Origin of the sequence: Paenibacillus sp. FSL R5-192 (assembly GCF_000517845.1) — a bacterium.
In the GTDB taxonomy this organism is placed as follows: domain Bacteria; phylum Bacillota; class Bacilli; order Paenibacillales; family Paenibacillaceae; genus Paenibacillus; species Paenibacillus amylolyticus.
Genome location: NZ_ASPR01000010.1, coordinates 1 through 13279 on the forward strand (window position 1 = coordinate 1; position 13279 = coordinate 13279).

At 46.9% G+C, this 13279-nt stretch carries 14 protein-coding genes; 3 read left to right on the forward strand and 11 right to left on the reverse strand.

Going from position 1 to position 13279, the window contains the following annotated elements; all coding sequences use genetic code 11:
• Positions 1–150: 150 nt before the first annotated feature.
• From C161_RS05460 to C161_RS31400, 5 genes are all read right to left on the reverse strand, one after another.
• The gene (locus tag C161_RS05460; RefSeq protein ID WP_036668608.1) at positions 151–1098 is read right to left on the reverse strand and encodes an alpha/beta hydrolase; all 948 of its coding nucleotides are present in this window, start codon (positions 1096–1098) and stop codon (positions 151–153) included.
• Between the two features lie 109 nt (positions 1099–1207).
• Complete coding sequence (locus tag C161_RS05465; protein WP_036668609.1) at positions 1208–1924, reverse strand: expansin EXLX1 family cellulose-binding protein; 717 nt, start codon at positions 1922–1924, stop codon at positions 1208–1210.
• 328 nt (positions 1925–2252) lie between these two features.
• Positions 2253–3458, reverse strand: coding sequence for a cation:proton antiporter (locus tag C161_RS05470; RefSeq protein WP_017687037.1), 1206 nt, complete (start codon positions 3456–3458; stop codon positions 2253–2255).
• A gap of 3 nt (positions 3459–3461) precedes the next feature.
• Positions 3462–3968 (reverse strand): cation:proton antiporter regulatory subunit, encoded by a 507-nt coding sequence (locus tag C161_RS05475; protein ID WP_036617317.1) that lies wholly within the window; start codon positions 3966–3968, stop codon positions 3462–3464.
• Positions 3958–4431, reverse strand: a complete 474-nt coding sequence (locus C161_RS31400) for a GreA/GreB family elongation factor (RefSeq protein ID WP_051449595.1) — start codon at positions 4429–4431, stop codon at positions 3958–3960. Before C161_RS31400 ends, C161_RS05475 begins: the two co-directional genes overlap by 11 nt.
• Before the next feature lie 388 nt (positions 4432–4819).
• Between C161_RS31400 and gdhA the strand changes: the two genes are divergently transcribed.
• Both gdhA and C161_RS05490 read left to right on the forward strand, forming a co-directional pair.
• The gene (gdhA, locus tag C161_RS05485) at positions 4820–6205 is read left to right on the forward strand and encodes an NADP-specific glutamate dehydrogenase (protein WP_174806476.1); all 1386 of its coding nucleotides are present in this window, start codon (positions 4820–4822) and stop codon (positions 6203–6205) included.
• A gap of 155 nt (positions 6206–6360) precedes the next feature.
• Positions 6361–7215: a pentapeptide repeat-containing protein gene (locus tag C161_RS05490; RefSeq protein ID WP_036617314.1), complete on the forward strand. Its 855-nt coding sequence runs from the start codon at positions 6361–6363 to the stop codon at positions 7213–7215.
• A 158-nt stretch (positions 7216–7373) separates the two neighbouring features.
• On the opposite strand, the gene C161_RS05495 is transcribed toward C161_RS05490, so the two are convergent.
• The 6 genes from C161_RS05495 to C161_RS05515 all read right to left on the reverse strand — a co-directional run bounded on the left by C161_RS05495 (position 7374) and on the right by C161_RS05515 (position 12008).
• Entirely contained in the window at positions 7374–8351 is a 978-nt protein-coding gene (locus C161_RS05495) for a diaminopimelate dehydrogenase (protein WP_017687032.1), read from the reverse strand.
• A gap of 211 nt (positions 8352–8562) precedes the next feature.
• Entirely contained in the window at positions 8563–9141 is a 579-nt protein-coding gene (locus C161_RS05500) for a hypothetical protein (protein WP_036617311.1), read from the reverse strand.
• Positions 9142–9173: 32 nt separating this feature from the next.
• Positions 9174–9320, reverse strand: a complete 147-nt coding sequence (locus C161_RS32270; RefSeq protein ID WP_017687030.1) for a hypothetical protein — start codon at positions 9318–9320, stop codon at positions 9174–9176.
• 43 nt (positions 9321–9363) lie between these two features.
• Entirely contained in the window at positions 9364–10350 is a 987-nt protein-coding gene (locus C161_RS05505) for an alpha/beta fold hydrolase (RefSeq protein WP_036617305.1), read from the reverse strand.
• Positions 10351–10585: 235 nt separating this feature from the next.
• Positions 10586–11341, reverse strand: coding sequence for an exodeoxyribonuclease III (locus tag C161_RS05510; protein ID WP_036617303.1), 756 nt, complete (start codon positions 11339–11341; stop codon positions 10586–10588).
• 109 nt (positions 11342–11450) lie between these two features.
• Positions 11451–12008, reverse strand: coding sequence for a GNAT family N-acetyltransferase (locus C161_RS05515; protein WP_036668610.1), 558 nt, complete (start codon positions 12006–12008; stop codon positions 11451–11453).
• A 131-nt stretch (positions 12009–12139) separates the two neighbouring features.
• Here C161_RS05515 and solA point away from each other — a divergent pair, with 131 nt between their 5' ends.
• Positions 12140–13273, forward strand: a complete 1134-nt coding sequence (gene solA / locus C161_RS05520; RefSeq protein ID WP_156946080.1) for an N-methyl-L-tryptophan oxidase — start codon at positions 12140–12142, stop codon at positions 13271–13273.
• Positions 13274–13279: the final 6 nt, after the last annotated feature.

Genomic DNA, 13279 nt, shown 5'->3' on the forward strand with positions numbered 1-13279 from the left:
GGGACTTTTTCCCATGCCGTTTCAGATTTCATTTTATTCTCAGTTTTGTCTTTGAGCTAAACTTAATGACATTGCCCTTAGTGGGAGGTGTATTACGTACTTAGGATATGTAAACTATCTTATGCGAAGCAGTGTAGTAGCCAGTGTTCATCATTGAATTTGTTGTAAAAATCGTAGTACCGCTACCTCCAACTGGTTCAGCCCTGGCTGCTCTATAGGAAAATGACCTGCCCCTTCCAAGATCACACATTCCTTCTCCACCACCAGACGATCAAAAAAAGATTGGCTGAACCTGATCGGTGTCATGGGGTCCAGTTCAGGGTGAACCAACAGGACCGGACACTGGCTGAACTGTTCCGGGCTTACCTCCGGTTTTTTATTAAGAAATGTTCTTAATAATTCCAACGGAATACGTGTAGCTGCCGCTTGTGGATCATTCATAATAAGCCCGGTTAAGTCCTGGTTATTAGTAATCAGTTGCATTCGGGATACCTGTTTGACCGAAATACGTACATGATCCAGCAGACCAGGGAACATATCCATCATCCGTTTTCCCACCCGGCTCACCAGACGATTCGGTGCAAGTTGATCTCGCATTTCCTGGTTACTCGTGTCTACAAATGTAGTTGCGATCAAACCCTTAACACGCTTGCTGCGTGCACTGGTGTGATAGGCAAGCATACCTCCGATGCTACTTCCCAATACAACGATTGGCTTGCCATCTTTTTTGTGTTCCCGTTCGATGAGTGACACAAGCAACTCTATCCATAGTTCGTAGTTAATACGTGTACCAGACATTGCGTAACTTAAACCATATGGCGGAAGATCTGGCGATACCACCTCGTATCCATGTCGCTGCAACATGCGGGCATACGGAGCGAGCAACCTGCCATTGCCTCCCGCACCATGAATGAACAGAATTTTGATTGAAGACTCCGGCGCAGGTAAACGATCGATATGCAGATGAACCCCATTTGACTCCCACCATTCTTCCTCAGGAGATGTATGCTCCCCTAACCTCACTTCTTCAGGGAAAAAGCCCTGATACTGTTTCCAATAGGGATGTGTTGTCTGATATGAAGGCAGACTTTTTTTCATACGGTATATTCTCCTCTTTTCGTATACAAAAAAAGCCGTACAGTGTACGACTTTTCGTTAAAAACACGTCTATGACCATACTTCTTTTTATAACACCTTCGTATATCTGTCAATCGGGAAACTGTACATTGCCCGGTACAATATATGCACCACCTGACCCATCATTAGGCAGAGCCGGGATCGTGTCATTTAATACCTGACCGCGAATATCGGTAATACGAACGTTTAATTTTTCTTTGCCCAGTCCAGTTCCGAGGAAATGATTATAGTCTTGCTTTTCAAGATTGAGCCACGTGCCATCCTTCTGTTTCACTTCGAACTTCAGCACCGGATATTTGTGATTACGAACCTGAATGGCTGCCCACCACTGACTGCTGCCTTCCTTGATCCGATAGGAGACGTTGCCTTGAATTGGAGCTTTGACCACTTTCCAGCTGATATCGATTTTACCTGCCTTTGGATCACCGATCAGGTTAAAGGCATTCGGTGAGAGATCCAGCGCTCCGCTGGCGCCTTCTGGATAAAGGTCTGTTACATAGACGGTTGTTTTGCCTTTAGGACCCTGCACCTCGAGATAGGCTCCCGCTAAAGCGGCTTTGACACCGTTATAATTGAGTTGAAACGGATTAAGTGCAGTAATCTTCATGTCCGCCGGGATGGGATCAAGCAACACTGCACCTCCCGAGTAACCTGAGCCTGTATACGTCGCGTAACCCTGATATGTATCGTTCCATGCAGCAGATGCAGGCAGAGCAAATAATACGAGACTGAGCAACATCCCTGTACCGGCCCATTTTAACCGTTGAAATCTACTTTTCTTGTTCATGAGCTATTCCTCCTCGTTCGTTCTCGTGTACATAGTGCGTTCAATTGCTAGATTTGAATATAACATTATTTTACATAATATGTTCTTATTTTCAATCCCTCTCTACCAAATCACATCTATAGTCCTGCCTCTAGACTTAAACATTCACGACCACGCACAAGATATGGATACATACCATAATTTGTTGAAATAGGTATAATAACAAGGCTGGGTTCCCAGTAATAAAAAACGCCACGCCCTGGAGTAATTTCGCTCTCCAAATGGTGTGGCGCCTATTAAACACTACGGTCAGAATAACCTGTCTGTCCTAGGACAGACAGCGTTTGACTCAACCCGTTTCCCTTCGTTTCATCCGCTTCCTTAGCCGCGCATACTGAGCATAGATCCGCGGAGATTCTTTGGTCAGGATAGGCCCCAGCACAGCCAGAATTAACACATACAACACGGCAAACGATTGGATGGATGCCATCAGCCCTCCGGCCTTGCCGATGTTCGCCATGATAATGGAGAATTCGCCCCGCGAGACCAGGGTAAAGCCCACATTCAATGAGGCCTTAGGGCTCATTCCAGCCAGTCTGCCAGCGATCATACCTGCACCATAGTTACTGGCAATCGTCAGAATAACGGCAATAATCGTCATCCCAACAGCTCCGCCAAGTGAAGCCGGCTCGATGGTCAGGCCAAAACTGAAGAAGAAAATTGCACCAAAAAAATCTTTGAAAGGCATGATCTGATGTTCAATCCGACTTACATGTCTTGATTCGCCCAACACAAGCCCCATCATCAATGCTCCAATGGCTTCTGCTACATGCAGTGTCTCCGAGAAACCAGCCACCAGGAAGAGCAGTGTCATGACGGTAAGCAGAAACAACTCTGATGACTTGATATTCAGTGCCTTATCAATATATTTGATGCTTTTCCTGCCAATAATCAGGAATAGCACAATAAACAGCAGGGCAGACAGCGATACTAACAGAACACTTAAGAATGAAGTTGCCCCGCTGAGCACAAGCCCGGTCAGGATGGAGATATGAATCGCGATGAACAAGTCATCAAACATGATCATGCCCATAATAATCTCTGTTTCAGGGTTTGCCGTGCGTTTCAGATCAACGAGCACTTTAGCTACAATGGCTGTAGAAGAGCTGGTCATGATCCCGCAGACAACAAGTGTCTCCTGAAGGGGCAGATCCATGAACCACCCCAACAGCAATCCAGAGACAAAATTCAGACCAACATAGAACATGCCCCCGGTCAGAATGGCTTTGCCAGACTTTAATAACCGGGAGACCGAGAACTCCAAACCCAGATAAAATAGCAGAAACAAAATGCCAAGCCTGCCCATAAATTCAATAAAGGTCGAACTTTCGATAAAACGTAAATCCACTATGCCAATCTGTGGTGCATGTGGTCCAACAGCCATACCAATCAGGATATAGAAAGGAATGACTGAAAATCGTAATCGTGAAGATATCAGCCCAGTAAGTGTAATCAGCGCAACGGCAATTCCCACTTCGAATATGAGCATATCCATAGGCTAAGTCCGTCCATCAGTTAACAATTGTTTGAGATGTTTGATCTGATTCCGTTCACCGGCAACTACAATTGTAGCCCCAGCGGTAAAAGCATAATCCGGGCCTGGATTAAAATGCTTCTCCTTATCCTTGGTCACAACAGCGAGAATTACGGCGCCCGTAGCCTGACGGATATCCAGTTCACCAATCGTCATGCCTACGCTTGCGGCGTGGGGCTCAATCCGTAGCCATTCGATTAACAGCCCTTCAAGCATCACTTCACGCTCATCCTGAAACTTCGGTTTATAGGTCATACCACCAACAATAGCGGCTACCGCCCGGGCTTCATCATCGTCCAGGGTGACCAGAGATACCATATCACCCACCTCTTCAGGTGTATCCCCTGACTCCATATGGAACAGGTCACGTCGCTCGTCGTTATGAATCACTATGACCAAATGCTCACCACTACGGGTATGCAGCCAGTATTTACGTCCAATCCCTGGTAAGTCCGTCTCTTTAAAGTGCATGATCTGCACCCCCTAGCGCCGGCTCGTTCAAGGTTTCGCTCCTCAGCTCGATCCCCGTAATGCGGATTCTCATGGAACCTGATGGTGTATGAACAGACCTAACTTCCCCTTTACTGCCAAGCAGTAATTGACTCCCTACTGGAGAGAGGAAGGAAATACGACCCTCATCAGGATTAGTATCCTCTGGCATGACAATCATGAACGAATCTGACGTATGAAAATCGAGATATTCAAAATCAATATGACTGCCGATCAATACAGCTGAGTCCAGATCTTCATCAGGACCCAGGAGCAGTTTTTCCACATACTCTGTATATGCGGACAATTGTTTTTCCAATTGTATCCGCTCTGGATCACGCGCGTCGAAATAGTCGTCGAGAAATGTTCTTTTCTCTTCACCGAATGTAAATAGCTGGCTCACCAGCTTCTCTCTGCAATTATGGCGGGAGGTCCTATGGTTCATAGTAGATTTCCCCCCCTATACAAGCCTTGTTCTCCATGTTGATTGGCATGTTTCTCTTCATCATCTTGTTTTCCTCCTTTATATTTTAAAAAGACCCCGGAATACGAGACCTTCTTACCATCTTACCAAAACTAATATTTTAATCCAGTATATTCGTCTAACTTGCTTTTTTATTATCATTTGTGGTCATATCTTCCATTTAATAACTTAATTCTTCACATCATATGGTAGATCCATAGAACATTTTAATTACTGCATAAAAAACATTTTATGAATTTTTATCTCGTATTTTTATTTGCTTTCCTGTATATTTAACTACAAACTTTTATTCAATTTATGCAAATAAGCCTCTACAGACTTTAACACAATAAAGGAGTGCATCGAAAAAGTGTCCACGATAACAAAAGAAACTACAGAGTCCGTTCAAGTTACTGCCGCAGAATATGTTCATTCCGTTTATGAGTCGGTTGTCGCCAGAAATCCGCACGAAGACGAGTTCCATCAGGCTGTCAAAGAAATTCTGGATTCCCTTATTCCTGTTATTGAAGCACACCCCAAGTATAAGAACCATAGTCTGTTGGAACAGCTTGTTGAACCCGAACGTGTAATCACATTCCGTGTCCCATGGGTAGATGATCAGGGCAAAGTTCAGGTTAACCGTGGATTCCGGGTGCAATTCAACAGTGCCATTGGCCCTTACAAAGGCGGACTTCGCTTCCATCCTTCTGTATACTCGGGCATCATCAAGTTCCTTGGCTTCGAACAGATCTTCAAAAATGCTTTGACCGGTCTGCCCATTGGCGGCGGTAAAGGTGGTTCTGACTTCGATCCCAAAGGAAAATCGGATCTGGAAGTCATGCGTTTCACGCAAAGCTTCATGACAGAGCTGTACAAATATATCGGTTCCGATACGGATGTACCGGCAGGTGACATTGGTGTAGGCGCACGGGAAATCGGTTACATGTTCGGCCAATACAAACGTATCCATGGCGGGCATGAGGCAGGCGTATTGACAGGAAAAGGTCTGCTGTACGGAGGAAGCTTGGCACGTAAGGAAGCTACTGGCTTCGGCTGTGTGTACTTCGTGAAGGAGATGTTGCAATCCAAGGGGCTCAGCTTCCAAGACAGCACAGTCGTTGTCTCTGGCTCTGGTAATGTGTCCATCTATGCCATTCAGAAGGCACAGGAGCTTGGAGCTACAGTCGTGGCGTGTAGTGACTCAGGTGGCTACATACACGATCCACAAGGAATCAACCTGGATACTGTGAAACGTCTGAAAGAGGTTGATCGTCTTCGCATCAGCGAATACATCAAAGAACACCCGCATGCTACATATACCGAAGGCTGTGAAGGCATCTGGTCTATCCCTTGTGATATTGCTCTTCCATGTGCAACGCAAAATGAGATCGATGAAGAAGCTGCGGCCCTTCTAATCAAAGGTGGCGTGAAGGCCATTGGCGAAGGCGCGAATATGCCTTCCACCCTGGCTGCCATTGACGTCTTCCACGGTGCAGGCGTGCTGTTCGGTCCAGCCAAAGCGGCTAATGCCGGAGGTGTAGCCGTGTCTGCTCTTGAAATGTCACAGAACAGCATGCGGTTGTCCTGGTCATTTGAAGAAGTAGACGCCAAGCTGCATGACATCATGAAGAACATCTACACCAGCTGTGTAGAAGCTGCTGAAGAGTATGGCTGTGAAGGTAATCTCGTAGCCGGAGCGAATATCGCCGGTTTCCTCAAGGTAGCCGATTCCATGATCGCTCAAGGTGTAGTTTAATTTAAATACGTGATTCTCCACGATCAAAGGGCGTTCCCATCTATTTGGGTAACTGCCCTTTTTTCCTTGTCTTCAATTGCTCTAATCGCAAGGCAATGGTAAAGTGGTACTGACGTAATTCCATCTATTTGTACTATTATAAGGAAGTGTTTACATTGTCTAACCAACCATTTGCCAGCACTGCGAGTCCGCATCTAAGCGCAGATTGCGAGCAGTGTTTTGGCCTGTGCTGTGTTGCCTTGCCCTATGGCAAGTCATCGGACTTTGCTTTTGATAAAGCCAGCGGCACACCCTGTCCCAATCTGCGCACGGACAATCGCTGCGGTATCCATACCGAGCTTCGGCAGAAAGGGTTCAAAGGTTGCACGGTATACGACTGTTTCGGAGCTGGACAGAAGCTGTCCCAAGTGACCTACGCGGGCAAAGATTGGCGTGATCATCCAGAGTCTGCAAATGAGATGTTCGATTGTCTGCCTGCCTTGCGACAACTTCACGAGTTGCTCAGTTATATGAAGGAAATGATGATGAGACCGGAGACGTCATCCCTTCACTCGGTATTTGGTGAGTTATATGAGGAGATTGAGCGCTTGAGCAATCTGGAGCCTGCAGCCCTTCTCCGTCTGGACATCGCCAATTATCGGTCCAGTGTGAATCAACTCTTGATCCAGGCAAGTGAGATGGTACGTGCGAATGTGCCCCCCAGCGCTCATGGACAAGGGAAGTCGAAGAAGAGTAAGAAACGTACGGGAAGTGACTTTTTTGGTGCCAACTTAAAGGGAGCTGACCTGCGGGGCGCAAGCTTCCGAGGGGCTTTAATGATCGCAGCCGATCTCCGAAATGCAGATACACGAAATGCGGATTGGATTGGCGCGGACTTGCGGGATACGGATCTGGGCGATGCAGACCTGAGAGGTGGCATCTTCCTGACGCAATCCCAGATTAATGCAGCCAAAGGTAATGTGAATACCAAGTTGCCGGACCATCTTAACATTCCCTCACACTGGGTGTAGGATGCCATTTCCGCAAGAGCATAAGCAGGGATACAGGCAATATAGTACCTGCCAATTCATATGAATGTATGAATCGTATACAGCAACAGCAAAAAAACAGCTCGTCCTATACATCCAAGGACGAGCTGTTTCTATAAAATCACTGGAACGAATCAGAATTATAACAAGTCGCGGCGGAGATCTTCAGCCGATTTTGGAGACAAGTGACCGAGCGGAATATCAAATACCGTTTTCGCTCCCTTATGTCCTTCCACGCTCAAACGTTGTGCGGCTCTTGCATACGCTACAAGTACGCTTGCTGTAAATTCAGGATTGCTGTCGAGTTTCAGACCAAATTCAATAATTTGCTTTTGACCAGCACCTGTAACCCCACTGCGAATTACAAATCCACCATGCGGCATACCTTCATGCTCGGATTTCAATTCTTCTTCGCTAATGAACGTTACCGTTGTATCGTAATCTGCAAAATAGTTTGGCATCGACACAATCGTCTCACGGATCTCATCCTGATTAGCACCATCTTCTGCTACCACATAACATTGACGCAGATGTTTCTCGCGTGTAGACAGCTCTGGTGTCTCCCCTGCACGAATGCGGTTGATTACCTCTTCAACAGGTACAGTATACTGTACACCCGCCTTAACACCTGGAACACGACGAATAGCATCCGAGTGGCCTTGGCTCACACCTTTGCCCCAGAACGTGTACTCTTTTCCTTCTGGCAAGATGGACTGTGCAAGCAGACGGTTCATGGAGAACAAGCCTGGGTCCCAACCTGTGGAAATGACACTTACGTGACCGCCTTGCTCTGCCGCAGCATTAACTTCCTTGTAGAATTCAGGAATCTTCGCATGTGTATCGAAGCTATCTACCGTATTGAACAACTTGGCGATGGCTGGTGTCTGCTCTGGAAGGTCGGTTGCAGAACCACCACAGAGGATCATAACATCAACCTTGCCTATGTATTGCTCCGCTGCAGAGATATGCTCAAAACGTACTTCTGTGCTTTCAGCGACCATCTGCTCCGGATTACGACGTGTAAACACAGCAATCAGTTCCATATCCTCGTTCTGGGAAATGGCTTTCTCTACACCTTTACCCAAGTTACCGTAACCAACAATACCCACTCTAATCATGTTCAATCCTCTCCTGTCTTCTTCTATAGTTGTCTATTACTCTGTTTATAATGATATAACATACCATGTAACCTGTCAGGTTTCCAGTTCGAAATAAAAATACCTTGCAGCGGTGCAGCAATAATGCGGCTCCGTATGCAAGGTATTATGGCGTTCATTCGTTATTTTAGGAAGGAAAAAGCAGGAAAGAAAAATAGCCCTTATCTTCTGCTTATGATTCTGTCCAGGTCAACGTCAGTTCAATGACGCCTTCCTGTCCCGCCAATGTTCCACCGATCAGGGACCAGACATCCTGCGTCTCCGGGTCGGTTCCCTGAATAATAATATTTTTGTCATCGATCGTCTGACCTGCATCCGTCAACTTTTTGGCGTTAAAGTAATCTTTATACAGCTGGGATACGGTTTTCATATCTTGTTCAGTGGAGAAAATCACCATGGCCGATTGCTTGCCTTCATTCTCACCAGAATTGGCTAAACGAATCGTAGCATCTTCCGGCAATGGGAAATCACTTGGCAAGTTCTCCGGCAACTCATTGGTTCCAGCAGTTGCTTCCTCACCGATTTCTGAATCGGAGTCTGCTGGTGCAGTCGTACCTTCCGTTTCGGTCACTGTATTTGTTGTTGCTTCGCTTGCACCTTCATCAGTCGCTTGTTCACCGGTTCCGGAGGAAACTTCAGTGTCCATCTTCTCCGTATCACTCGGTTCATCTGCCGCGCTGCTGCAAGCACTCAAGGCCACCATCATCGCCAGTGCCGCACAGGCCAATACATATTTCCTTCTCTTCACCATCTGTTACCACTCCTTCTTCTTCGTTTCATGTGCTAATCACGTTCAAACGGCTGGATCACAGGCACCGCATGAACGTTATTCTTAACCCATATCACAGATACAGATAGTACACTTAGAGACAATAGACAACTGGCTACAAGAATGGACAGGAAGCGGGTGATCACTTTAAACTTTTTCATCCATCCCTCCTCCTCCTGTTCATCATGTGTTTGTGGAATCATGTTACTCATAGGTCACTGGCGGTGTCACTAATTTCATGATCTCGGCGGCGACAATATCCGGTTGACTGTTGTGGATACTGTGTGTCGCTTGTGGAACCGTCAGCTGTGTTCCGTGTCTTGACCATGAAGCAAAATTCGCTTGATCGGCCTGCCATGCCTGACTGTCCTCATCCGATTCCGCCGAACCCGCTGTCAGGATCGTCAGTGGAAAATCAAACTTCGTTTTGTTCTCAAGCACACACGCAGCATTTGTTCTGGAGTTCCGAACCTCTTCCATAACATTGTAATTGTACGCATGTCTTAACGTGGATATCATGACGGCCTTTTTCATCGGTTCCGTTACCAAACTTGGGTCAATGACCAGAGATGCCATCATGCGATCCGATTGCAGCAATGTTCGTGCGATGCCTGTTTTCACCAGAAAACGGGACCAATCCATCATCCATTCTGGTGTATTCAAGTCCGTACGACTGTAATACTCCGGGCTTCCGCCATCGATCATGACCATGCCAGCCACCTCATCAGGATACCTTTGCGCAAACCGCAGTGTCTCCAGCGCACCCAGGGAGTGACCGACCATGATGTAAGGTGGACGTTGACCGGATGTTCGCAGCAATTGGTGGATCTCTTCCGAGATGGTATCAACATCACGAGGGTCATCCGTATAGTCACTGTATCCGTACCCGAACCGGTCATATACCGCAATTTTCACCTGTGATTTCAATTTGTCATATAGCGGACTGAAATCCACATACGGATTGGGTGTACCCCAGCCTGAGGCAAACACCACGGTTACCTCTCCTTTGCCAGCGGTGTAGAGGTGCATGTTGCGACCACTCACTTCATAATACTTGCCTGGCGGGGGATAGGACTTCATATCCTGCGTGGATTGATACGCTTCATACGCTGTACCTGCCAGCAGCAAAAGTCCTGTGGCAAGCATGATGCCTCCCAGCACTTTTAACCCTCTCCGTAACCCCTTCTTCATCTTCTCTACCCCTTACCCCAAAGGTTCATCTATATATGTATGCTTCAATCGTACCCAAGAAATAGCGCGATTGAAACAATCCCGAGTCCAGTTCTTTCCCCAACCAAAGTCCAGTGTCCCTCCCCTACCTGTAACGCAAAAAAAACTGCAAATCTCCCATTCAGGAAACTTGCAGTTCATCTATACTTGTATTCTAAAACTCTTACCTCAATCTATCTCACGATGATCCTTTTACCTATAGTTGCAAAGTAAGACCCACCGGGCAATGATCACTGCCCATCACGTGGCAGTCGATATGCGCATCTGCTACCTTAGGTGCCAATTGATTGGATACCAGAAAATAATCAATGCGCCAGCCCACGTTCCGTTCTCTAACCTTCGGCATATAAGACCACCAGCTGTATACATCCGTACGATCCGGATACAGATGACGGAAGCTGTCTACATAACCGGAAGCAAGCAAATCGGTCATCTTGCCACGCTCTTCAAGGGTAAATCCGGAATTACCCAGATTGGGCTTCGGATTCTTCAGGTCAATCTCCTGATGAGCCACATTCAGGTCTCCACAGACGATAACCGGCTTAGTCTGCTCCAATTGCAGAATGTACCCCCGGAATCGATCCTCCCATTCCAGACGATAAGGCAGCCGGGTCAGATCCCGCTTCGCGTTAGGGGTATAGACGTTCACCAGATAAAACTCATCATACTCCAGTGTAATCATCCGTCCTTCCGGCTCGCTGTCCTCCTCCATCCCGTAACGAACGGATAAAGGTTTGATTCGGCTAAATACAGCCGTACCGGAATATCCTTTTTTGATCGCATAATTCCAATATTGATAAACATCTTCCCCCAGGTCCATCTCAATCTGTCCGGCTTGCAATTTGGTCTCCTGAAGGCAGAAAATGTCCGCCTGACTCTCCTGATAATAATCCATGAATCCTTTGGTCACACATGCCCTTAAGCCATTCACATTCCAGGACACCAGCTTCATATCCTCATCTCCTCACATCTCTCCAATATAGCATGGGCTCATTCAGAGGGACAAGCCTTACGGCTCTGGAATGAGATGGAGTCATTGGAATCCTTGTGGGCTAGCTTGCCTATATTTCGCTTCGTAACTTAGAGAACACCGCAAGGTCAATATATCTGCCTTTCTCAAACTCATGCTGCCGCAGTACACCTTCCTGTTGAAAATCAAGTTTATGTAACAGCTGAATTGACGCCTCGTTCTCCGGTTCAACCTTTGCTTCGATCTTGTTGAGCTGCATGCATGTGAATCCAAAATGTAACACAGCACGGGCCACTTCAGTCATAACACCGCGGCCCCAGAAAGAGGAACGCAAATCGTATCCAATCTCTGCACGGTTATGTACATCTTCATAGTTCAGGAACCCACAGGTTCCGATCACTTTACGAGTTTCACGGTCTTCAATCATCCAGCGTAATCCGGTGTGTTCCTTGAAAATCTTCGTATACCAATTCATCTCACCCTGTGCATCCTCCACAGATTCAAAGGGAGTGAATGGCATATATTGAACCACAGCTTCATCGGAATATAACGCGAGCAGATCATGGCTGTCTCCAGCGTCGGCTGACCGGAGGATGAATCGTTCTGTCTGAATTAATGGAAATAGATCAAACCTAAATTGCTCACTCATGCGAGGTCTCCTTTGCAACATTCATTGTAGAAGTCCATTTTACTACACTTGCCTTCATCAAGCTTTTACTATTAATATGTTCTATTAAGGCATTACTGTAGAAAAGGATACATAGGAGAGGACGTGCTATTATCACACAATCATATGACGTTATTATCGTTGGAGCCGGCTCCATGGGTATGAGTGCAGGGTATTATCTATCGCGCAGTGGATGCAAAACTTTATTAATCGATGCCTTTGATCCTCCGCATACGGAAGGAAGTCATCACGGGGATAGCAGACTGATGCGCCATGTGTACAGTGGTGGGCCTGACTATATTGCGATGGCATTACTTGCACAGAAGTTATGGCACGAGCTGGAGGAAACGACCGGAGACCAACTGTTTGTTCCTTCCGGTGTAATAAATGTGGTTGATCCGGAGATTCATTCCTTCCACAACCGATTGAGCCATGCAGATGATGCAGGTATTCGGTATGAAACGTTGCACGCAGCCGAGGTGATGAAACGCTGGCCAGGTATTACAATACCTGAACATTACGAGGGCATGTATGAACCGGATGCGGGTTATTTGTATAGTGAACCTTGTATTCGTGCCTTCCGCAAGGCAGCCGAAACTCACGGTGCCACCTTGTTAACGCACACGCTTGTGGAGCATATCGAATACGGACCACATTCCGTCGCAGTTCAGACTTCAGGTGGTGAGACATACCATGCAAATCAAATCATCCTGAGCGCTGGCGCTTGGTTTCAGACATTAAAACCTTTCGTGGATCTCCCCATTCAGGCAGTGCGTAAAACGGTTGGATGGTTTGATGCACCAGAAGCTTTGTACGGCGAGGAACACTTCCCCGGTTTTACACTGGCAGGAAAAGAAGGTACATATTATGGATTTCCAAGCATTGGCGGATCAGGTCTGAAGATGGGTCGTCATGATACGGGTCAGGTGTGGACACCAGGAAGTACAATGGCTCCATTTGGTACGGAAGAAACGGACGAGGGGGATCTGCGCAGGCTGCTCGAACTTCATATGCCTCAGGCAGCTGGAGAATTGAAACGTGGTAGTGTATGCAAGTATGAATTCACTTCGGATGAAGATTTTATCATCGACCGACACCCTGCCCATGAACGTGTGTGGCTCGCAGGCGGTTTCTCCGGTCACGGCTTCAAATTCGCAAGTGCCATTGGACAGATTCTATCCGACTTGGTGCAAACGGGGCACACGGATCAGGATATTAGCAGGTTCACCCTATCCCGTTTTCGTTAAGTACCA